This is a genomic window from Geodermatophilus sp. SYSU D00697 (genome assembly GCF_054050175.1).
In genome coordinates this window covers 1-21,592 of sequence record NZ_JBJGYV010000020.1, presented here as the reverse complement: position 1 = coordinate 21,592, position 21,592 = coordinate 1, and the positions used below count along the sequence as shown (strand labels likewise).

At 73.6% G+C, this 21,592-nt stretch carries 17 protein-coding genes; 4 read left to right on the top strand and 13 right to left on the bottom strand.

Going from position 1 to position 21,592, the window contains the following annotated elements:
- Positions 1–60: 60 nt before the first annotated feature.
- The 4 genes from ACI79C_RS17210 to ACI79C_RS17195 form a co-directional block, all read right to left on the bottom strand.
- A complete protein-coding gene (locus ACI79C_RS17210; RefSeq protein WP_456946891.1) occupies positions 61–822 on the bottom strand; it encodes a DNA-3-methyladenine glycosylase family protein in 762 nt (253 codons plus the stop codon).
- A gap of 199 nt (positions 823–1,021) precedes the next feature.
- Positions 1,022–1,792: an SDR family NAD(P)-dependent oxidoreductase gene (locus ACI79C_RS17205; protein WP_456946890.1), complete on the bottom strand. Its 771-nt coding sequence runs from the start codon at positions 1,790–1,792 to the stop codon at positions 1,022–1,024.
- Positions 1,793–1,839: 47 nt separating this feature from the next.
- Positions 1,840–2,937 (bottom strand): mannose-1-phosphate guanylyltransferase, encoded by a 1,098-nt coding sequence (locus ACI79C_RS17200; protein ID WP_456946889.1) that lies wholly within the window; start codon positions 2,935–2,937, stop codon positions 1,840–1,842.
- A complete protein-coding gene (locus ACI79C_RS17195; RefSeq protein WP_456946888.1) occupies positions 2,934–3,863 on the bottom strand; it encodes a glycosyltransferase family 2 protein in 930 nt (309 codons plus the stop codon). The genes ACI79C_RS17200 and ACI79C_RS17195 overlap by 4 nt, the downstream gene beginning before the upstream one ends.
- A gap of 179 nt (positions 3,864–4,042) precedes the next feature.
- Here ACI79C_RS17195 and glf point away from each other — a divergent pair, with 179 nt between their 5' ends.
- Positions 4,043–5,230, top strand: a complete 1,188-nt coding sequence (glf, locus tag ACI79C_RS17190; protein WP_456946887.1) for a UDP-galactopyranose mutase — start codon at positions 4,043–4,045, stop codon at positions 5,228–5,230.
- Positions 5,231–5,301: 71 nt separating this feature from the next.
- Here the strand turns inward: glf and glfT1 are convergent, their stop codons facing one another.
- The 9 genes from glfT1 to rfbB form a co-directional block, all read right to left on the bottom strand.
- Positions 5,302–6,225 carry a galactofuranosyltransferase GlfT1 gene (gene glfT1 / locus ACI79C_RS17185; protein WP_456946886.1) on the bottom strand — a complete coding sequence of 308 codons (924 nt, stop codon included), beginning with the start codon at positions 6,223–6,225 and terminating at the stop codon, positions 5,302–5,304.
- On the bottom strand, positions 6,226–6,987 hold the full coding sequence (wzt, locus tag ACI79C_RS17180) for a galactan export ABC transporter ATP-binding subunit Wzt/RfbE (protein ID WP_456946885.1): 762 nt from the start codon (positions 6,985–6,987) through the stop codon (positions 6,226–6,228).
- Between the two features lie 13 nt (positions 6,988–7,000).
- Positions 7,001–7,873 (bottom strand): galactan export ABC transporter permease subunit Wzm/RfbD, encoded by an 873-nt coding sequence (wzm, locus tag ACI79C_RS17175; RefSeq protein ID WP_456946884.1) that lies wholly within the window; start codon positions 7,871–7,873, stop codon positions 7,001–7,003.
- An 8-nt stretch (positions 7,874–7,881) separates the two neighbouring features.
- Positions 7,882–9,744 carry a glycosyltransferase gene (locus ACI79C_RS17170; protein WP_456946883.1) on the bottom strand — a complete coding sequence of 621 codons (1,863 nt, stop codon included), beginning with the start codon at positions 9,742–9,744 and terminating at the stop codon, positions 7,882–7,884.
- 298 nt (positions 9,745–10,042) lie between these two features.
- Positions 10,043–12,916, bottom strand: a complete 2,874-nt coding sequence (locus ACI79C_RS17165; protein WP_456946882.1) for a hypothetical protein — start codon at positions 12,914–12,916, stop codon at positions 10,043–10,045.
- Positions 12,913–13,530 (bottom strand): hypothetical protein, encoded by a 618-nt coding sequence (locus ACI79C_RS17160; protein ID WP_456946881.1) that lies wholly within the window; start codon positions 13,528–13,530, stop codon positions 12,913–12,915. The genes ACI79C_RS17165 and ACI79C_RS17160 overlap by 4 nt, the downstream gene beginning before the upstream one ends.
- A 169-nt stretch (positions 13,531–13,699) precedes the next feature.
- Complete coding sequence (locus tag ACI79C_RS17155; protein WP_456946880.1) at positions 13,700–16,480, bottom strand: N-acetylmuramoyl-L-alanine amidase; 2,781 nt, start codon at positions 16,478–16,480, stop codon at positions 13,700–13,702.
- Positions 16,481–16,655: 175 nt separating this feature from the next.
- On the bottom strand, positions 16,656–17,564 hold the full coding sequence (gene rfbD / locus ACI79C_RS17150; protein WP_456946879.1) for a dTDP-4-dehydrorhamnose reductase: 909 nt from the start codon (positions 17,562–17,564) through the stop codon (positions 16,656–16,658).
- Positions 17,561–18,556 carry a dTDP-glucose 4,6-dehydratase gene (rfbB, locus tag ACI79C_RS17145; protein ID WP_456946878.1) on the bottom strand — a complete coding sequence of 332 codons (996 nt, stop codon included), beginning with the start codon at positions 18,554–18,556 and terminating at the stop codon, positions 17,561–17,563. Before rfbB ends, rfbD begins: the two co-directional genes overlap by 4 nt.
- Positions 18,557–18,763: 207 nt before the next feature.
- Here rfbB and ACI79C_RS17140 point away from each other — a divergent pair, with 207 nt between their 5' ends.
- From ACI79C_RS17140 to ACI79C_RS17130, 3 genes are all read left to right on the top strand, one after another.
- Positions 18,764–20,332 carry an LCP family protein gene (locus tag ACI79C_RS17140; protein WP_456946877.1) on the top strand — a complete coding sequence of 523 codons (1,569 nt, stop codon included), beginning with the start codon at positions 18,764–18,766 and terminating at the stop codon, positions 20,330–20,332.
- Positions 20,332–21,123 carry a TIGR03089 family protein gene (locus ACI79C_RS17135; protein WP_456946876.1) on the top strand — a complete coding sequence of 264 codons (792 nt, stop codon included), beginning with the start codon at positions 20,332–20,334 and terminating at the stop codon, positions 21,121–21,123. Before ACI79C_RS17140 ends, ACI79C_RS17135 begins: the two co-directional genes overlap by 1 nt.
- 42 nt (positions 21,124–21,165) lie before the next feature.
- A partial coding sequence (locus tag ACI79C_RS17130) for a CoA transferase subunit A (protein WP_456946875.1) occupies positions 21,166–21,592 on the top strand: 427 nt, incomplete at its 3' end.

Sequence of the window (21,592 nt, the reverse complement as noted above, 5' to 3'; positions counted from 1 at the left end):
CCGCGAGGGAGGACGCTTCCCGATCAGGTCGCCTGATCGGGGCGTGGGGTTGAGCCCTCCTCAGATGCGGCGGTGGTCGGTCGGGGCGTTGCGCGGGCCGAACCGCGGCGCCCGCGCCGCTCCCCCGGCCAGCAGCAGCCGCACCACCCGCTGCCGCTGCCCGCGCCAGGGCTCCAGCAGCGCCATCATCCCGTCGTCGTCGGTCCGGGCCGCGCCGGTCAGCGCGAACCCCACCTGGTTCTTCAGGTGGTAGTCGCCGTAGCTGACCGTGTCCGGGCAGCCGAACACCCGCTGCACCACCTCGGCCGCGGTCCAGACGCCGATGCCCGGCACGGTGCGCATCTTGCGCTGCAGGGTCGGCGAGTCCGGCGCGTGGTCGGGCTCCAGGCGCGAGGCGACGCCGGCCACCGCGCGCAGCGCCCGGCGACGGGCGCCGTCGAGGCCGCACCGGTGCCACTCCCAGTCGGTGACGTCCAGCAGCCGCCGCGGCGAGGGGATCACCCGCATCCCCTCCGGCGCGGGGCCGGGGGCCGGCTCGCCGGCCAGCCGCAGCAGCGCCCGCCACACGCGGTGCGCCTCGACGACGGTGACCTTCTGCTCGAGGACGGCGGGCACCAGCGCGTCCCAGGTGCGGCCGGTGCTGCCCAGCCGGAGCCAGGGCGTGGTCCGGTGCAGCCGGGACAGCAGCGGGTGGCCACCGGGGTCGAACTCGTCGGGGCGGTCGTCCGCGCCCAGCCAGGACGGGACCGCCGTCCCCGCCCACTCCGCCCCCGGCCCCCAGGCGGCGACCCGGACCTCGCCGGCGCAGACGGAGATGCGCACGGTGGCCGCCCCGTCGGGCGTGCTGACCGTGCGCCAGGTGGCGCCGTCGGTGTGCCGCAGGGTCGGGTCGCTCGCGCTGCGCTGGTGCGGGAAGAGGGCCCGGCGGACGTCCAGCGGCCAGTCCGGCCGCCAGACGTCCTCGAAGACCGGGACGTCGAGGGTGGTGGTGCTCAGGTGGTGCTCCCCGGGGAAGAGGGACTCAGCGGGGCGCCATCCGGAGTGCGCCGTCCATCCGGATGACCTCGCCGTTCAGGTAGCCGTGCTCGACGATGTCCAGGGCCAGCTCGGCGAAGTCCGAGGGTCGCCCCAGGCGCTTGGGGAAGGGTATGCCCGCCGACAGGCTCTGGCGCGCCTCCTCGGGCAGGCTGCCCAGCAGCGGGGTGTCCACCAGCCCGGGGGCGATGGTGCACACGCGCACCCCGACGCCGGCCAGGTCGCGCGCCGCGGGCAGGGTCATGCCGACGATGCCGCCCTTGGAGGCGGAGTAGGCGATCTGCCCGATCTGCCCGTCGTAGGCGGCGATCGAGGCGGTGTTGACGACCACGCCGCGCTCGCCGTCCTCCCCGGGCTCGGTGGCGGCCATCGCGGCGGCGGCCAGCCGGAGCACGTTGAAGGTGCCGACCAGGTTGACCATCACCGTGCGGACGAACGGGTCGAAGTCGTGCGGCACGTTGCCCTTGCCCACCGTGCGCTGCGCCCAGCCGATGCCGGCGCAGTTGACCGCGATCCGCAGCGGCCGGTCCTTGCCGGTGGCCTCGGCGACCGCCGCCTCCACCGACGCGGGGTCGGTGACGTCGGTCCGGACGAAGGTGGTGTGCCCGCCGAGCTCGGCGGCGAGCTTCTCCCCCTTGTCCTCCTGCAGGTCGAGGATGGTCACGGCCGCGCCCCGCGCGGTCAGGGCCCGCACCGTGGCCTCCCCGAGGCCGGAGGCCCCTCCGGAGACGACAGCGGCGACGTCGAAGTCCTTCATGCCCAGCAAGCTATCTCGGAGCGGCCTCCCTGCAGGGAGGTCCTCCTTCAGCTGAACCGGGACCCGTGTCGCTCCTCCACCACCGCCAGGAGCTGCTTGACCCGTTCGGCATCGGCCACCGGGCAGACCATCGTGACGTCGGCGGTGTGGACGACGACGCTGTCGCGCACCCCGACGATGGCGACCAGGTGCTCGGGGTCGTCGCTGAAGACGATGTTGCCCGCGCTGTCGAGGGTCACGGCCAGGCCGCGCACCGCGTTCCCCTCCACCGTCTCGAGGGTGGCGGCCAACGCCGGCCACGAGCCGACGTCGAGCCAGTCGACGTCGAGGTCGGCCACCAGCACCCGGCCCGGCTCGGTGGCCGCCGGCTCCAGGACGGCGTAGTCGATGCTGGTCTTCGGCAGCGTGGGGAACACCTCGGCCAGGACGGCGTCCCGCTGGGCGCCGGCGGGGACGGCGAGGACGCGGGCGAGCCCGTCGGCGCTCTCGGGCAGGTGCTCGGCGAGCGCGTCGAGCACCGTCCGCGCCCGCCAGACGAACATGCCCGAGTTCCACAGGTACCGCCCCGAGGCCAGGTACTCCTCGGCGGTGGCGCGGTCGGGCTTCTCGCGGAACGCCGCGGCCTCGGCGACCCCGGGGACCTCGGTGGCCGCGCCCTTCTGGACGTACCCGAACCCGGTCGCCGGCGCGGTGGGCCGGATGCCGAGGGTGACCAGCGCGTGCGGCCGGGCGGCCAGGGCGTCGAAGGCGGTCTCCAGCGCCGCGGCGAACCGCTCGACCGGCCGGATGACGTGGTCGGCGCTGACGACGGCGAGCTCGGCGTCGGGGTCGACGTCGGCGACCAGCGCCGCGGCCAGGCCGACGGCGTTGGCGGTGTCGCGGGCGACCGGCTCGAGCACCAGCCGGTCCGGGCGCAGCCGCGGGAGGGCGGCGCGCACCTGGGCGCCGTACCGCGCGGCGGTGCACACCCAGATGCGCTCGGCCGGCAGCACCGTCTCCAGCCGGCCGAACGCCTCGGCGAGCAGGCTGTGCGTCGACCCGCCGTCCCCGGCGACGACGTCGAGCAGCTGCTTGGGCCGGCCGGCGCGGGACAGCGGCCACAGCCGGGTGCCCGAGCCCCCGGCCATGACGACCGCGTGCCTCACCGGCGGTCCGCCCGGCCGGGCACCTCCGGTGGATCGAGTCGGCGGACGAAGGTCGCCCCGCTGACGATCCGGCCGTTGACGTGCGAGAGGAGCAGCCTCGCCGACAGCCCGCCCCGCAGGAGGAGCCGCAGGGGGGCGTACCGCCAGCCCGGGTACTGCCGGGACATGTAGCGCAGCGCGCTCTCGTGGTGCACCCGCAGCATCCGCCCGGGTTCCCGCCGGGTGCTGTGCCCGCCCTCGTGCACGACGACGGCCGACGGCGCGTAGACGTGCAGCCACCCCCGCCGGCCCATCCGCTCGGCGAGGTCGACGTCCTCGAAGTACATGAAGTAGCCGGGGTCGAAGCCCCCGACCGACCAGAACGCCTCGAGGTCCACGAGCAGGCACGACCCGGACAGCCACCCGGCCGGTCGCTCCTGCGGCGCCTCGCGTTCGCGGCGGTAGCTCGCCGTCCAGGGGTTGCCGGGCCAGACCCAGCCGAGCAGCGCGTGCCCGGCGCCGGTGGACAGCCGCGGCAGGTCCCGCGCCGACGGGTAGAGGTCGCCGGCCGGGGTCAGGATCGCCGGGCCGACCGTGCCGGCCCGGGGCCAGCGCGCGGCGACCGCGAGCAGCTCGTCGATCGCCCCGCGGGCGAAGCGGACGTCGGGGTTGGCCACGATCGCGTGGCCTTCGGTCAGGCCGGCCAGCGCCATGTTCACCGCCGCGCCGTAGCCGACGTTGCCCCCGGTGCGCAGCAGCCGGACCCCCGGGTGGCGCTCCACCGCCCGCTCCGGGGCCCCGTCGGTGGAGCCGTTGTCGGCCAGCACCACCTCGAGCGGCCGCGTCGTCGCCTCCGCCAGGGAGTCGAGGAAGCCCTCGAGGGCCTCTCCGGGCGAGTAGGTCACCACGACCACCCGCAGGGTCTCGGCTCCCGAGCGTGGACTCACGTCGAGCACCCTAGAGTCCCCTCCCCCGCGCCCGTGGCAGCACGGGGAGGCGGCTGCCGGGGGCGAGGTGCCGGACGCCTGGGACGGTTGTGACGGAGGCGGACGCGTCCGTCGCACGGGGCCCGCCCACCCCCGCCGCGGGCCGGTCGGCGCACCGTCCGCCGGTACAGTCGCGAGGCGTGACTTCACCCAGTCCTGATCTCGTCGTCGTCGGCTCCGGGTTCTTCGGCCTCACGGTCGCCGAGCGGGTGGCCAGCCAGCTGGACAAGCGGGTCCTCGTCCTCGACCGGCGCGACCACATCGGGGGCAACGCCTACTCCGCGCCCGAGCCGGAGACCGGGATCGAGGTGCACGTCTACGGCGCCCACCTGTTCCACACCTCCAACCAGCGGGTGTGGGAGTACGTGAACCAGTTCACCGAGTTCACGAACTACCAGCACAGGGTGTTCAGCATCTACGACGGCAAGACCTACTCGCTGCCGATCAACCTGGCCACGATCTGCCAGTACTTCGGCCGCAGCTTCTCCCCCGAAGAGGCCCGGGCCCTGGTCGCCGAGCAGTCCGGCGAGATCGACACGGCCGAGGCCGCCAACCTGGAGGAGAAGGCGATCTCGCTGATCGGCCGCCCGCTCTACGAGGCCTTCATCCGCGGGTACACCAAGAAGCAGTGGCAGACCGACCCGACCGAGCTCCCGGCCGCGGTCATCGCCCGCCTCCCTGTCCGGTACACGTTCGACAACCGGTACTTCAACGACACCTACGAGGGCCTGCCGGTCGACGGCTACACCGCCTGGCTGACCCGGATGGCCGACCACCCGAACATCGAGGTGCGGCTGTCCACCGACTACTTCGACGTCCGGGACGACCTGCCCCAGGACGTCCCGACGGTCTTCACCGGGCCGATCGACAAGTACTTCGGTTACGAGGCCGGCGAGCTCGGGTGGCGGACGCTGGACTTCGAGACCGAGGTCCTGCCGATCGGCGACTTCCAGGGGACGTCGGTCATGAACTACGCCGACGAGGACGTGCCCTACACCCGGATCCACGAGTTCCGGCACTTCCACCCGGAGCGCGACTACCCCACGGACAAGACCGTGGTCGTCCGCGAGTACTCGCGGTTCGCGCAGACCGGCGACGAGCCCTACTACCCGATCAACACCCCCGAGGACCGCGCCAAGCTGGACCGCTACCGCGAGCTGGCGAAGAAGGAGGCCGCGGAGAAGCACGTCCTGTTCGGGGGCCGGCTGGGCACCTACAAGTACCTGGACATGCACATGGCCATCGGCTCGGCGCTGACCATGTTCGACAACCGGATCCGCCCGTACTTCGACCGCGGGGGCTCGCTCGACGGCCGCCTGGAGGACTGAGGAAGGACCCCCTGCCCTCCAGCGGGCCCCGGGACCCCGTGCCGACCGTGGTCGGTGCGGGGTCCCGGGCCTCAGCCGGCGGGGGTGAAGCGCTCCCGCCGGCCGGCGCGCACCAGCCGCAGCCACTCGCGCCACCCTGCCGGGTCCCGCCGCGTGACCAGGAAGAACCAGCTGAAGCGGACCAGCTCCAGGGGGAACAGCCAGCGCATCCCCGGCTGGCGCATCAGGTAGCCGCGATTGCGGTAGGTGTAGAACCGCTTCCAGGCGGACTCGGGGTACTGCGCGGAGAGCCGACCACCGAGGATCGGCTGGAACTCGTCCCGGCCGTTGGGGTGCAGGTAGACCGCGCGCAGCGCGGTGCCGAAGGGCAGCCCCGCCCGCACCAGGCGGCGGTGGATCTCGGTCTCGTCGCCGCGGGCGAACAGGCGCAGGTCCGGGACGCCGACCCGGCTCAGCGTGCCGGCGGCGAACAGCGCGCCGTTGAACAGCGAGGCGTAGCCCGGCAGGAAGTCCTCCCCGCCGAGGCCGGACCGCTCCCCCTTCCACCGCAGCCCGGTCCGCACGGGGAAGGCGAAGCTCTCCGGCGCGTCGATGTCCGCGACCGCCGGCGACACCTCGGCCAGGCCCCGCTCGCGCGCGACGGCGAGCAGGGTCGCCAGGACGTGCTCGTCCGCGGGACGGCCGTCGTCGTCGGCGCACCAGATCCAGTCGGCGCCCTCGGCGAGGGCGGTGAGCATGCCGAGGGCGAAGCCGCCCGCCCCGCCGAGGTTGGCCTGCGAGAGCAGGTAGGTGTGCGGCAGCTCGCTGGCGCGGACGACCTCCTCGGCCGGCTGGTCGGGCCCGTTGTCGACGACGACCACGGAGTCGACCGGCCGGGTCTGGACGGCGAGCGCCTTGAGCGCCTCCGCCAGCGACTCGGGCCGGTGCCGGGTGACGATGACCGCGACGACCCGGTCGGTGTCCGGTCCCCCGGCGCGCTGTCCCCCCGCGGTCACTCAGCCCCCCGAGGGCGCGTGCTCGCGGCCCTTGTAGGCGTCGAGGACCTCGTCGAGCGGGCCGTGCTGCTTGATCGTGCCGTGCTCCATCCACAGCGCCGAGGTGCACAACTGCTGGAGCAGGTCGTTCGAGTGCGAGGCGAAGACCAGGAGCCCGGCACGGTCCACGAGGTCCTTCAGCCGCCCCTTGGCCCGCTCGAGGAACGTCGCGTCGACCGCGCCGATGCCCTCGTCGAGCAGCAGGATCTCCGGGTCGATGCTCGTGACGACGCCGAGGGCCAGCCGCACCCGCATGCCCGTGGAGTAGGTGCGCAGCGGCATCTGCAGGAAGTTCCCCAGCTCGGTGAACTCCGCGATGTCGTCGACGCGGGCCTCCATCTGCTTGCGGCTCATCCCGAGGAACAGACCCCGGACGATGATGTTCTCCAGCCCGGAGATCTCCGGGTCCATCCCCACACCCAGGTCGAACACCGGGGCGACCCGCCCGTTGACCAGCGCCTGACCGCCAGTGGGCTCGTAGATCCCCGACAGCAGCCGCAACAGCGTGGACTTGCCGGCGCCGTTGTGGCCGACGAGCGCCAGCCGGTCGCCCTCCTGGAGGTGCAGGTTGATGTTCTGCAGGGCCTCGATGACGACGACCTTGCGCTCGTTGGCCGCCACGTTGCCACCGACCACACCGAGCACGGTGTGCTTCAGCGACCGGGACTTGGCGTCGAAGATGGGGAAGTCCACGCTCGCGTCGCGGACGTCGATGCTGACCATGGTGGCGTCCTCCTCAGACCCAGTACGCGACGCGGCTGCGATAGCGACGCATGACCAGCAAGGTCAGGGCCCAGCCGACCACGGCGATCCCGATGACGATGAACCAGGTGCGCCACTCCTGGTCCTGGCCCAGCATCGGGCGGCGGATGATCTCCACGAAGTGGAACAGCGGGTTGAGCTCCACGAGGCGGGCCCGCTCGGCGACGGCCGGGTTCTCCAGCAGGACGTCGTACATCCAGACGATCGGGGTCAGGAAGAACAGCAGCTGGACGACGCTCTGCGTCACCGGCGGCAGGTCGCGGAACCGGGTGCTGACGATGCCGATGAGCAGCGCCACCCACATGCCGTTGACGACCAGCAGCCCGAAGGCCAGGAAGGCCGACAGGTCGGTCCACCGCAGCGGCTGCGGGAACACCACGAGCATGACCGCGTAGACGATCAGGTTGTGGACGAAGAACAGCGTCTGCCGCCACACCAGCCGGTACACGTGGATGCTGATCGGTGCCGGGAGGTGCGTGATCAGCCCGGAGTTGGCGACGAACACCTCCGACCCCTCGGAGATGCAGCCGGAGATGAAACCCCAGACGATCATCCCGACGAGGACGTGGGGCAGCAGCGTCGCCAGCTCGATGCCGAACAGCCCCGAGTAGAGGATCCCGAGCGCGACGGCCGTGACCGCCATGCTGATGGTGATCCACATCGGGCCGAGGACCGAGCGCCGGTAACGCTGGCGGATGTCCTGCCAGCCCAGCTGCAGCCACAGCTCCCGCTGGGACCAGCCGCGGCCGAGGTCGCGGAAGGCGGAGCGGAAGTCGCGGCCGGGGGGCCGGACGTGCGGCGGGATCTCCGGGGCCGTGGCCGTGCTCGTGGTGCCGCTCGTCGACATGCCGGCGCCTACTCGGTCCCGCCGTCGAACAACCGCCGCCAGTTCTCCCGGCTGGTCAGCTCGGGCAGCGCCTCGCGGTAGCGGGCGGCCACGGCCGGGCCCTGCCGGGCCAGCCGGTAGCAGGCCGCCGCGCCCTCGCGGAGGAGCCGCAGGCCGGTGTCCCGGTCGAACTGCCGGATCCGCACGCCCTCCTGGGAGGCGTCGGTCACGACGACCTTCGTGAACCGGGAGACGTGCCACCAGTGCGAGTCCTCGAGGGGAACCGCCGCCGCCCCGGTGGTGCGACCGGTGAGCTGCTGGAGGAGGCGCTTGGCCAGGACGGCCTTGAGCATCGACGGGTGCGGCAGGGCGCGCTCGGTGGCCTCGCCGCGCAGCGACATGCCGGGGACGTCGGAGGCGGAGTGCCGCACGGTCTCCGGATAGGCCTTGCGCAGCTCACGCACCTCGCTGAGGGCCTCCTGGCCGCCGTCGCGCAGCAGCTCGGGACCGGCGAGGAAGTCCTCGATGCCCTTGATGACCGTGGCGGCCAGGCCGTACTGCATCGCCGTGACGAAGGCCGTGATCCGGCCGAAGAGCACCCGGCCCAGGCCCTTGCCGGAGAAGTCGGAGTGCAGGGCCGCGGTGATCAGGCCGTTGCGGACGCTGAAGTACCGCGCCCAGTCGTCCTGGTCCTTCCAGGTGAAGTCCGCGTGCCAGACGCCGGCGCCGGGCAGCGTGACGGTGGTGAAGCCGTTCTCCCGGGCCCGGTAGCCGTACTCGATGTCGTCCCACTGGAAGAACACGGGCAGGGGGTAGCCGGTGGCCGAGACGATCTCCGAGGGGAGGATGGCGCTCCACCAGGCGTTGTAGACCGCGTCGACGCGGCGCTCCTGGTTCTCCTCGGTCATGTCCTCGTTCCAGAGCGCGCCGCTCACGACCTTGCCCGCCTCGAGGGTGTTCAGGTCGGCGTACTCCGCCCCGGTGTGCAGCCGCTTGGGGTGCAGGGCGTAGAGCATCTGGGCGCCCACGATGATCGGCTGCCGCGCCGAGTTGGCGAACGCGGTCAGCCGGATGATCGACTCGGGCTCGAGGATGATGTCGTCGTCCATGAACAGGACGTTGGCGTGCTGCTCGGCCTGGACCTCGGCGATCTCGTACATGCCCCGGGTGAACCCGCCGGCGCCGCCCAGGTTGGCCTGGGTGATGTAGCGCAGCCGGCCGGTCAGGGCCGCGGAGACCTGCTCGAAGCCGGGGTGCGCGGAGACGCGCTTGTCGCCCTGGTCGACGACGTAGACGGTGTCCAGCTCGTCGAGGGCCGGGAGGTCCGCGGCGATCGATTGGAGGGTCTTGATGCAGTCGTCGGGCCGGTTGTGCGTGCAGATCACGACGGCGGTCTTCCGCGGCCGCGGGGGGTGCGGGATCGTCCACCGCGCCGACGTGACCGTGAGGCTGCCCTCGCCGGACCGGAAGTCGGCCCAGATGGCCCCTCCGTCGACGAACTTGTCGACCGCGACGGGGAGCGCGACCCGACCCGAGCCGCGCAGCTCCTGGCCGCCCACGGTCCGGCTCTCGCCGCTGAAGTCGCTGGCGAACAGCTCGATGACGCCCTCGCCGGTGAACTCCGCCTCGAACGTCATCTCAGTGACGCCGGTCCAGCGCTGCCAGTAGGAGGCGGGCACCCGGCCGAAGTAGGTGTTGGTCGTGAGCGCCGAGTGCGGGTCGAGGGTGAACGAGGTCCGCTCGGGGTGGACCCGCCCCTGCACCTCCTTGGCGTACAGCTCGACCGGCAGACCCAGGGCCGGGGGCAGGGTCAGCACCCGCTGCGCCAGGCTGGCGAGGTCCAGCGTGGGGGCCTCGCCGCCGGTGGTGGGCTCGGCGGAAGTGGTGGTCATTGAGATCTGCAGTCCTCAGGACGACGGCATGACGGGCCCGTGCTCCGCGGCGTCTCGCCGGACACGGACCACCCACCGGCCACGGCGGCGCTGCACGCCCCACGGCCGGTGTCGATAACAGCAGCATAACCGTGTCCCCCTGTGGGGGCCGGATCCCGACCGGTACGGGACCCCATCCGTCACACCCGCCCGCCTGCTCCTGATGCGGCCCCGGCCGAGAGGAGGACGACGGCCCCGGGAACGCCCGCGGCGCCCGTCCGGCTCGAGGTGAGCCGGGCGGGCGCCACGGGGCGGGCGGTCACGAGTTGCGGTGGGCGGTCGCCCTCCCCTCGTGGTCCACGAGGACGTAGCCGCCCTGGAACTGGGTGCGGGTCTCGCTGCCGCTGACCGTCGTCGAGGACACGGGGAACCCGAGGTAGGAGGCCTGGGCTCCCAGCCGGGCGTACTCCGTCGCGGCGGCGCCCAGGACGACCTGCGCCCCGGTCGCCTGCGACCAGTAGATGGCACCACCGGTCAGGGTGACCTTCCGTCCGCTGCCGGCCGCCACGTCGTCGGTGGTCGGGAAGCCGAGCACGCGGGGCCCGCCGGCGGCGACGTACCTCTGCAGGACCGCCCCGCGCAGCACGCGCTCCCCGGTCGCCTGGGACCAGTAGATCGAGCCGCCGCGGAACTGCGCGAACGACCCGGCGGCCCCCGGCGTCCCGGCGTGGTCGGAGGTCGGGTAGCCCAGCTCGCCGGCCTCGGCCCCGCGGGCCCGCCAGGTCGCGAGGATGCCGTTGCGCACCACGTGCGCCCCGGTCGAGGCCGACCAGTAGATCGCCCCGCGCTGCAGCTCCACCTTGGCCCCGCCCCCGGCGGCGGGGACGTCGTGGGTCTTGGGGAAGCCCAGCACCCGGGGGCCGCCGAACGCGACGTAGCGCTCGAGGATCGCCCCTCGCACGACGCGCTCCCCGGTCGCCTGGGACCAGTAGATCGACCCGCCGCGGAACTGCGCGAACGACCCGACGGCCCCCGGCGTCCCGGCGTGGTCGGAGGTCGGGTAGCCCAGCTCGCCGGCCTCCGCGCCCCAGGCCCGCCAGGTCGCCAGGATGCCGTTGCGCACCACGTGCGCCCCGGTCGACGACGACCAGTAGATCGCCCCGCGCTGCAGCTCCACCTTGCGGCCTCCGCCGGACGCGGCGACGTCGTCGGTCTTCGGGAAGCCCAGCGCCGCCGGCCCGCCGAGAGCGACGTACTTCTGGAGCACTGCGCCGCGGACCACGCGCTCACCGGTGGCCTGCGACCAGTAGATCGTGCCGCCGGTGAACCGGGTGGACGACCCGGCGGCCCCCGGGGTGCCGGTCTGGTCGCTCGTCGGGTACCCCAGCGCCCCACCCTCGCCGCCGAGGGCCTGCCAGCGCGCCAGGATCCCGTTGCGCACCACGTGTGCCCCCGTGGACGGCGACCAGGCGATCACCGTGTGGGGCAGGCGCAGCAGCCGTCCGCCCCCGGCCGCGGCGACGTCGTCGGCCGACGGGAAGCCCAGCGTCGCCGGGCCCCCGGCCGCGACGTACTTCGCGAGCACCGGGCCGCGCACGACCCGGGCGCCGGTGGACTGCGACCAGTAGATGGTCCCGCCCTCGAACGAGGTGAGGAACCCGGCGGCACCGCGCGTCGCCGCGTCGTCCCCGGTCGGGTAGCCGAGCGCACCGGCCTCGGCCCCCAGCGCCCGCCAGCGCGTGAGGATCGCGCCGCGCACGACGTGCGCCCCGGTGTCGGGCGACCAGTAGATCGACCCACCGGCGAAGTCCGCGTAGGCGCCGTCCTGGGCCTTGGTGGGCCCGTCGTCGATGGTCGGGAAGCCGAGCCACACCGGGCCGCCACCGTCGAGGAAGACGTCCCGGATCGCTCCTCGGACGACGTGGGCCCCGGTGTCGGCCGACCAGTAGATCGAGCCGCCCTGGAAGTCGGACTTGTACCCGTGCGCGACACGGGTGTCGTTGCCGACCGGGTAGCCGAGCGCACCGGCCTGCGCGCCCCAGGCCCGCCACCGGTCGCGGATCGCGCCCCGCACGTCGTGCGCCCCCGTCGCGGCCGACCAGTAGATCGAGCCGCCCTGGAAGTCGGTGTACCAGCCGGAGTTCCACGGCGCCGCCGTGTCGTCCCCGACCGGGTAGCCGATGTTGGCCGGGCCACCGAGGGTCCAGTAGTGCGCCAGGATCGCGCCCCGGACGACGTGGGCGCCGCTGTCGCGGTGCCAGAAGATCGTGCCGCCCTGGTAGGCCCGCCAGCACCCGCCGTAGGGCAGGTTGCAGGTCACCTCGGACGTGGCGCCGGCCAGGTCGATGCCGGAGGCCTTGAGGGAGTCGTACTTCTCCACGATGGCCGCACCGCCCGAGGACTGGGTGCTGCCGAACCAGTCGACGAAGTACTGGAAGAAGTTCCGGTTGCCGTACGCGGAGCACGCGTCGCCCTCGCCGTACCCGGCGGCGAGCGCGGCCTTGTTGGGCGTGTAGGGGGTGTAGTTGTACAGCCCCGCCGTCGCCTGGTTCTGGATGTAGACCGGCAGGGTCCCGCACGCGGCGTTGGGGTGGTAGCGGACGTTCACGGTGACGCCGGCCCGGTGGTTCCACCGCGACGGGTCGGCGCGGTACTCCTTGAACCGGTGGGCGGCACTGAAGACCTGGTTGTAGAAGCCGTAGTACTGGGCGTCGCACGGTGCCGTGTCCGGGCACCCGTAGCCCATCGCGCTGCGCAGCCGGGCGCTGGTGGGCGCCGTCGCGGTGACCAGTGACTGCTCCTTCTGCAGGATCACCAGCAGCACCTGCGGGTTGACCCCGCACGAGCGCGCGACCTTGGACAGGATCTGCGCGGCCGTCTCGCCGGCCACGCCCTGGTAGCCCGCGCAGGAGCTGTCCTTGGCGCGCGTCCAGGTGTCCTGGCGGTAGGTCTTCAGGCAGTAGCTGCCCGAGCAGCCGCTCCCCTTGGTCTGGAGGAAGGACTGCACCTCCGCGGTGCTCATCGTCGAGGAGTTGTAGAAGACCCCGTCGCTGATGATGTTGCCCGGGTTGAAGAGGTCGAGGTTCGCGGACTCGGTCAGGTCCGGCTGCTGCGGCGAGGAACCGACGGCGAAGACGAAGGCCAGGCCGAGGACGAACAGGGACGCGGTGGCCAGCCGGAGCCGCAGCCTCACGGCACGACCACCTCGCCGGCGTCGGACTGCCCCTCGTACCCGGCCGAGCGGTAGGACACCACGGCCTGCCAGGGGCCCGAGGTCAGGGCCCCGTCGGACACACGCAGCTCGCCGCAGCTGGTGGTCGTCACGTCGGCGGTGGCGGTGGACTCCCCGGTCAGGACGACGTCGCCCCGCGTCAGCGTGAGCGTGCAGGTGCCGCCGTCCTCGAGGACGTCGGCGTAGCCGCCCACGACCACGGCCCCTGCCGATGGGTCCCAGCCCGAGTAGGTGAGCACCACGCCCACTGCGGCCGGACCGGCCGGGGCCGGGCTGGACGACTCCAGCGGCTGCGGGGTCTGCTCGGCCGGCTCCTCGGTGGCCACCGGGTCGGCCTCGGCCGCGTCGTCCTCGGCCGGCTCGGCGGACGGCTCGGTCGACGGGGCGGAGGACGTGTCGGCGGCCGGTCCACCGGTCGACGGCGCCGTTGCCGACGGCGCCGCGTCCACGGCGGACCCGGCCGCGGCCGCACCGTCGTCGGGCCGGGGCCACAGGTACAGCGCGGCGGCTCCGGCGAGGACGAGCATGGCCAGCACGACGAGGACGGGCCTCCGCCGGCGGGTGGTGCGGGACATGGCAGCTCCCAGGTCGACCGACGGTGGTGCCGGTCATCGGCGTCCGGACCGGGGACCACCGACCGGACACCGCAGCGGCGCGCGGCGGACCTGTCGTCCCCGTGATCGGGAGGCTACTGGCTGTGACGGGTCGGTCCGGGGAGCAACGCGCGCCGCGGGGTGGATGAGGTCAGGGAGAGGTCGTGACGGCGCCCGTCGCGGGGTCGACGGTCATGGACCCGTGCTGGAAGTCGGTCCGCTGCAGCGCCCCGACGGCGTAGGTCGACCGCGTCGGGAAGCCCAGCCGCGACGAGCTCCCGCCCATCTCCCGGTAGGCCGCGGCGGCCGGCTCCCGCACGATGCGGGTGCCCGTCCCGGCGGACCACCAGATGTCCCCGCCCCGGAACCGGACGTAGGAGCCGCGCCCGTCGGCGGTGGCGGTGTTGCTGGTCGTGGGGTAGCCCAGCGGACCAGCCGGACCACCGGAGGCGCGGTAGGTCGCGAGGATCCCGTTGCGGACCACCCGGGTGCCGGTCGAGGGCGACCAGTACACGTCGCCGCCCTGGAAGCGCACGTAGGCCCCGCCGGCCGCCGGGGTGTCACCGGTGGTCGGGTAGCCCAGCGGACCGGTCGGACCGCCCGTGGCCAGCCACGTGTCGTGGATGGACCCGAGCACGACCCGCGTGCCGGTCGCCGCGGACCAGTACACCCCGCCGTGCTCGAACCGGACGTAGGAGCCGCCCTTGTCCGCGGTGGCGGTGTTGCTGGTCGTGGGGTAGCCGAGCGGACCGGTCGGCCCGCCCGAGGCGCGGTAGGCGGCGAGGATCCCGTTGCGGACCACCCGGGTGCCGGTCGAGGGCGACCAGTACACGTCGCCGCCCTGGAACCGCACGTAGGCCCCGCCCGGTGCCGGGGTGTCGCTCGTCGTCGGGTAGCCCAACGGCCCGGCCAGACCGCCCGTGCCCAGCCACGTGTCGTGGATGGAGCCGACGACCGCGCGCGCGCCGGTCGCCGCCGACCAGTACACCCCGCCGTTCTGGAACCGGACGTACGTGCCGCGCTTGTCGGGGGTGGCGATGTGGCTGGTGGTCGGGTACCCCAGCGGGCCGGTCGGCCCGCCCGAGGCGCGGTAGGCGGCGAGGATCCCGTTGCGCACCACCCGGATGCCGGTCGACGGTGACCAGTACACGTCGCCGCCCTGGAACCGCACGTAGGCCCCGCCGGCCGCCGGGGTGTCACTGGTCGTCGGGAAGCCCAGCGAGCTGCGCGTCCCGCCCGCGGCGAGCCAGGTGTCGTGGATCCCGCCCAGCACCACCTGCGTGCCGGTGGCCTGCGAGTAGTAGACCCCGCCGCGCTGGAACCGGACGAAGTACCCCTTCCCCTCCGGGGTCTTGGCGTCACTGGTGGTCGGGAAGCCGAGCGCCCCGCCCGCGCCGCCCCACGCCAGCCAGGTCGTCAGGATCGACCCGCGGACGATCTGCGTGCCGGTGGACGGCGACCAGTACACGTCGCCGTGCTCGAAGCTGACGAAGGCACCGGCACCGCCTGCCGCCGGCGCGTCGTCGGAGATCGGCGGGCCGAGCACCGCCGGACCACCGGCGGCGAGGTAGGTGTCGAGGATGGCCCCGCGGACCAGGCGGACCCCGCCCACGGGCGAGTAGTAGAGGCGACCGTACTGGTAGACCTGCCACCGGACGCTGCCGTAGGACTGCTCGCTCCCGACCGGCGAGCCGAGCATCTGGCGCAGACCCGGGTCGCTGGCGTACCGGTCCGCGATCGGCTTCCAGTTGGCGGACAGCCGCGACGCCACCTGGTTGCGGATCTCGCCGAGCCGGGCGTACCCCTGCGTGCCGGGGCAGGAGGTGCTCCCGACGTCCCGATGGCCGAAGATCGTCGGCAGCGTCACCCGCGTCCCGGCGCTGTACCTGGCGGTCCCCCCGCCCCCGGAGGTCAGCACGGTGGTGCCCCGCGGGTCGACCCCGTGTAGGGAGAACTTCCAGCCGATGACCGCGGCGACCGCGTCCACCGTCGCCTGCGGGACGGTGACGCTCTCGTAGGTGCCCAGCATCGAGACGCCGAAGGTCCCGGTGTTGAAGCCGCCGGCGTGGGCACCGACGACCGGACGGGACAGCCCTCCGTAGCGGCCCTCCCAGAGCCGGCCGAACTTGTCGACGATCACGTTGTAGCCGATGTCGCCCCAGCCCCGGCTGACCGAGTGGTAGCGGTAGATGGAGCGCATGATCGCCGGCACCTGGTCGGCGGTGTAGTTGTTGCTGTCCGCGGTGTGGTGCAGCGTCGCGGCCTTGATCGTGGGGGCGTACTCGGGGTCCCACCCCATGATCGACTCGTCGGCTCCCCACTGGGCCCGCGAGTAGACCGCCGGCATGGCCATCGCCGCGTCGGCGGTGGCCTGGATGTCGGGGCTGCGGAGCGAGCCGTCGGCCGCGCTCTCACCCGGGTCGACCAGGTCCAGCTGCACGTCGGTGGGAGCGGCTCCCGAGCGCGTCACCAGCTCGGCCTCCACGCCCGTGCTGGGCCCGGTCCACAGCGGTGCGGTGCCGCCGCGGACGTCGGCGTCGGCGTCCGCGCCGGGGTCCTGCTCGGCGTCCTCCATGCCGACCTCGGTCCACTCGCCCCACGCACCGGCGCCGTCCTGCACCCGCACCTTGACCACCGTGTCGGTCACCGCCGGGTCGTACCGCCAGGTGACGCCGACCAGGGAGAACTCCGGGACGTCGGTCCTCGTGACCGTCAGCGTGGGCGCGGTGTCCGCGACCCCGGCGACGGGTTCGGAGGTGCCCTCCTGCACGTCGGCCTGGGGGGCGGGGTCCTCGACCGACCCCAGCTCCACCTCCTCGGTGGACGTGGCCACCGGCTCGGCCTCGGGGCCCGGCGACGCGTAGACCGGCAGCACGAGGACGGTGCCGGTGAAGGCGACGAAGGCGAGGGAGCCGGTGAGGAGGCGTCGCACGAGGAGTTGTCCTCCAGGGTTCCGTGGTCCGGCGACCACGGAGGGCCACCGGCTGTCCCCTAGAGCATCGAGGTAGCAGACGGTGACCTTGTGCCCACGACACGCGGTCGTACTGAAACGGCAATCCCACGGCGCACAGGGGTCACACCGCCCTCCCCTGTGGCGGACCGGTCGGTCACCCGGCCGGGGAGCCCGCCGGTGCCGGGTCGAAGGTGCGCATCGCGCGGTGGAGGGCGGCCCGCCACGACCGCATCGGCGGCAGGCCCGCCGCCTGCCACGAGGCCGGGTCAAGGACCGACCAGGCCGGCCGCGGCGCGGGCCGCGGGAATGCGTCGGTGGTGGTGGGCAGCACGCGGGCGGGGTCGGCGCCCAGCTCCTCGAACACCGCCCGGGCCAGTCCGTGCCAGGAGGTGTGCCCGGCGTTGGTGCAGTGCAGCACCGGGGGCAGCGGCTCCTCCCGCGCGCCGGCCGCGACCAGGCCGGCGGCGAGGTCGGCCGACCACGTGGGCGAGCCGACCTGGTCGTCGACCACGCTGACGGTCTCCCGCTCCCGCTCGAGCCGCATCATCGTCCGGACGAAGTTCGTGCCGTGCCGCCCGTACACCCACGCGGTCCGGACGACGGTGGCCTCGCCGCCGGCCGCGGCCACGGCCCGCTCCCCCAGCGCCTTGGACCGCCCGTAGGCGCTGCGCGGGGCGACCGGGGCGTCGACCGGGTAGGGCGCGGTGGCCGTCCCGTCGAAGACGTAGTCGGTGGAGACGTGCACCAGCCGCCCCCGGCCGGCCAGCTCCTCGGCCAGCCAGCCTGGCGCGTACCCGTTGACCACGGTCGCGGTGGCCTCGTCGTCCTCCGCGGCGTCGACCGCGGTGTAGGCGGCCGCGTTGAGCACCACCGCGCGGGAGCCGCGCGACCGGGCGTCGGCCAGCCAGGTCCGGACGGCCGTGCGCAGCTGCCGCTCGTCGGTGAGGTCGACCTCGTGCCGGCCCGCCGCCGTCACGGCGTCCCCGGGCCGCCCGGCGAGGACCGCCAGCAGCTCCCGGCCCAGCTGGCCGTTCGCGCCGGTGACCAGCCAGGCGGTCGTCATGCGTGCGCCGTCGCGGCGGCGGCCTTGAGCGGCTCCCACCACGACCGGTTGTCCCGGTACCACTGCACGGTGAGGGCCAGGCCCTCCTCGAAGGACATCCGCGGGGCGTAGCCGAGCCCGGCGGTCTTGGAGTAGTCGACCGAGTAGCGCAGGTCGTGGCCGCCGCCGCGCGGGTCGACGATGTTCTCCACGTAGCTCCAGTCGCGGCCGGTGGCCTCGAGCAGCTTCTCGGTGAGCTCCCGGTTGGACAGCTCCCGCCCGCCGCCGATGTTGTAGAACTCCCCCGGCCGGCCCTTCTCCAGCACCAGCTGGATGCCCCGGCAGTGGTCGTCGACGAACAGCCAGTCGCGGACGTTGGCGCCCTCGCCGTAGAGCGGCACCTTCTCCCCGTCGAGCAGGTTCGTGACGAACAGCGGGATGACCTTCTCCGGGAAGTGGTACGGGCCGTAGTTGTTGCTGCACCGGGTGATCGAGATGTCGAGCCCGTAGGTCTTCGCGTAGGCGCGGGCGATGAGGTCGCCGCCGGCCTTGGCCGCGGAGTAGGGCGAGTTCGGCTCGAGGACGTGCCCCTCGGTCCAGGACCCCTCGTCGATCGAGCCGTAGACCTCGTCGGTGGAGACGTGCACCACCCGGCCGACGCCGTGCCGCAGCGCGGCCTCGAAGACCTGCTGGGCGCCGAGCACGTTGGTCAGCACGAACTGCGAGGCACCGGAGATGGAGCGGTCGACGTGCGACTCGGCGGCGAAGTTCACGACGACGTCGTGCCCGGGGAGGGCGGCGTCGAGGTCGGCGGCGCTGCAGATGTCACCCCGCACGAACCGGTAGCGCGGGCTGTCGGCCACCGGCGCCAGGTTGGCGAGGTTGCCGGCGTAGGTCAGCGCGTCGAAGACCGTCACCTCGGCGTCCTCGAAGCCGGGGTACCCGCCGGTGAGCAGGGTCCGGACGTAGTGGGAACCGATGAAGCCGGCTCCCCCCGTCACGAGGATGCGCATGCCCCGGGCCTTCCTGTGGTGTGACAACTGCGGTCGGTGAGCACGGTAGTGGCGCAGGCGGCGAACCGTCGGTGTCGGACGGGGTCGTCTCACCCCTTTGGTGGCTAGCATCGCTCGCGCCGCCGCCCGTCGTGGGGCGTGGACGCCGCAGCACGCGGACGCCGCCCGGGGAGCCCGGCGCGCCCATCGGACACCAGTGAGGACGCCGTGACGAGGAAGCACGACAAGCAGGCCGGCAGCGACGGCCGCCCGCTGCCGCCGCGGCTGGACCCCCGTGCTGGTCGGCCCTCCCGCAAGAGCGCCGGGGCCGAGCGTCCGGCGTCCGCCCCCGCCGCGGCCGCGACCGGCCCGGGGCGCAGCGGCCGGCGTGCTGCGGTCGTCACCCGCGTTCTCGTCGGCCTGCTGTCGGTGGCCCTGCTGGGCGGCAGCGGCTGGGGCTGGTACCTGGGCCAGGTGGCCGAGGCCAGCGTCACCCGGACCGACGCGATCCCCTCGACCGGCAACGACGGGGGCGGGTCGGCGCTGAACCTGCTGCTGGTGGGCAGCGACAGCCGCGAGAGCCTGACCCCGGAGCAGGAGAACGAGTTCCACACCGGTGGCTCGAGCGGGCTCAACACCGACACGATGATCCTGGTCCACCTGCCGGCCGACGGTTCCAAGGCCTCCTTCGTCTCGTTCCCGCGCGACTCCTACGTGGCCATCCCCGGCCACGGCAACGACAAGCTCAACGCCGCCTTCGCCTACGGCTACGGCGACGCCCCGGCCGACGCCGACGAGGCGACCAAGCGCTCCTCCGGGTCCCGCCTGCTGGTGCAGACGATCAGCCAGCTCACCGGCCTGCAGATCGACCACTACGCCGAGGTGGACCTGCTCGGCTTCTTCAACCTCAGCTCCGTGGTCGGCGGCGTCGAGGTCAACCTCTGCGCCGCGGTGAACGACACCAAGTACTCCGGTGCGGTGTTCCCCGCCGGCGTCCAGACGATCAGCGGCGCCGACGCCCTCAAGTTCGTCCGCCAGCGCCACGGCCTGCCCCGCGGCGACTTCGACCGGATCGTGCGCCAGCAGGTCTTCATCGCCGGCGTCGTCCGCAAGATCCTCTCCGAGGACACCCTGTTCGACCTCGGCAAGCAGCGGCAGCTGGTCGAGGCGGCGTCGAACTCGCTCACCGTCGACCAGGACCTCGACCTGTTCCAGCTCGCCGAGCAGATGCAGTCGGTGGACCTGGGCAGCGTCGACTTCCAGACCGTCCCGTACGTGGGCGACGACCGCGACGAGCAGGACCGCTACATCCTCCGGCTCGAGGACGTCGACACCCTCCACCGGTTCTTCGCCGACCTGTCGGCCGAGCCGCAGGAGCAGGCCGAGCAGCCGGCGGAGGAGCAGCAGGCCCCGGAGACCGCCGCCCCGGCCGACGTCGCCGTGACCGTCTTCAACGGCTCCGGCACCCCGGGGCTGGCCGGCGAGACCGCGACCGGCCTGCAGGGTGCGGGCTTCACCGTCGCCGGCACCGGCAACGCCGACTCCACCGACTACACGCGGACCGAGGTCCGCTACGCCACGGGCGACGAGGCCCGGGCGCGGGCGCTCCTCCAGGTGGTCCCGGGCGCCAAGGCGACCGTGTCCCCCGACGCTGCGGCAGGCACCGTGCAGCTGGTGCTCGGCTCCGACTTCACCGGGGTCGGCCAGGCGGTCACCCAGCAGCCGGCCGCCGCCGAGGAGCCGGCCACCGAGGGCAAGGACGCGCGCACCGCCGCCGACACGACGTGCATCAACTGATGGGCGACGTCCCGGCCGACCTGCTCACCGCGCGGCTGCGCCGGGACGCCGCCGCGCCGCTGGTCACCGCCTACGACGACGCGACCGGCGAGCGGGTCGAGCTCTCGGCGGCCACCCTCGCCAACTGGGTGGCGAAGACGGCCAACCTGCTCCAGGACGAGTTCGACGTCACCACGGGCAGCACCGTGGCGATCGCGCTGCCGGTGCACTGGCAGACCGCGGCGGTGCTGCTCGGGGTGTGGGCCTGCGGCGCCACGGTGCTCGACACGGCCGCCGAGGACGAGGGACGGCTCGACGACGCCGACGTCGTCCTCGCCGCGCAGGACCGCCTCCCCCCGCTGGAGGAGCAGGACCTCCCCGAGCTGCTGGGCCTCTCCCTGCACCCGCTGGGCATGGGCATGGCCGGGTATGCCGGGCCGGCGCGGGACTTCGCGCTCGAGGTCCGGGCGCACGGCGACGCCTTCACCCCGTGGCAGCGGCCCGACCCCGGCGCCCCCGGGCTGCTGCTCGGCGAGCTCGAGCTGACCCTCGGCGGCCTGGTGGACGCCGCCCGCGAGCTGGCCCGCCGGCTCGGCATCACCGACGGGGACCGGCTGCTCGTCGACGAGCGCACCGCGGCCGAGGCCGGGCCGGTGGCCTGGTTGCTCGCCCCGCTGGCCGCCGGCGCATCGATCGTGCTGGTCCGCTCCGCCGACCCGGCCCGGCTGCCCGCCCGCGCGGCCGACGAACGGGTCACGGCTACGCTCGGCCTGACGATCGACGGCATCCGCGAGCTGGGGCGACCTGCCTGACGCAGCAGTCCCAGCCGCCCGGACGGGACGGTGGACTCCTGCATGGACAAGGTGGTGGGCAGCGCCGTCGAGGCGGTGGCCGACGTGCCCGATGGCGCGGTGCTGGCGGTGGGCGGGTTCGGGTTGTGCGGCATCCCGTACGCGTTGATCGACGCGCTGCTGGAGAAGGGCGCCACGGAGCTGGTGACGATCTCCAACAACTGCGGGGTCGATGACGCCGCACTGGGGGTGTTGCTGTACGCCGGGCGGATCCGCAAGACGATCTCCTCGTTCGTGGGTGGTTCCAAGGAGGTCGCCCGCCGGTACCTGTCCGGGCAGCTGGAGGTGGAGCTGACCCCGCAGGGCACGCTGGCCGAGCGGTTGCGCGCCGGCGGCGCGGGCATCCCGGCGTTCTACACCCCCACCGGCGTGGGCACGATGGTCGCCGATGGCGGCATCCCGGTGCGCTACGACGCCGCCGGCAACGTGG

Excerpts from the sequence above, each read along its gene's own strand:
- wzm (WP_456946884.1), bottom strand. The coding sequence starts at position 7,873 with ATGTCGACGAGCGGCACCACGAGCACGGCCACGGCCCCGGAGATCCCG.
- rfbB (WP_456946878.1), bottom strand. The coding sequence starts at position 18,556 with ATGCGCATCCTCGTGACGGGGGGAGCCGGCTTCATCGGTTCCCACTAC.
- ACI79C_RS17135 (WP_456946876.1), top strand. The coding sequence starts at position 20,332 with ATGGGCGACGTCCCGGCCGACCTGCTCACCGCGCGGCTGCGCCGGGAC.
- ACI79C_RS17170 (WP_456946883.1), bottom strand. The coding sequence starts at position 9,744 with ATGACCACCACTTCCGCCGAGCCCACCACCGGCGGCGAGGCCCCCACG.
- rfbD (WP_456946879.1), bottom strand. The coding sequence starts at position 17,564 with ATGACGACCGCCTGGCTGGTCACCGGCGCGAACGGCCAGCTGGGCCGG.
- ACI79C_RS17205 (WP_456946890.1), bottom strand. The coding sequence starts at position 1,792 with ATGAAGGACTTCGACGTCGCCGCTGTCGTCTCCGGAGGGGCCTCCGGC.
- wzt (WP_456946885.1), bottom strand. The coding sequence starts at position 6,987 with ATGGTCAGCATCGACGTCCGCGACGCGAGCGTGGACTTCCCCATCTTC.
- ACI79C_RS17160 (WP_456946881.1), bottom strand. The coding sequence starts at position 13,530 with ATGTCCCGCACCACCCGCCGGCGGAGGCCCGTCCTCGTCGTGCTGGCC.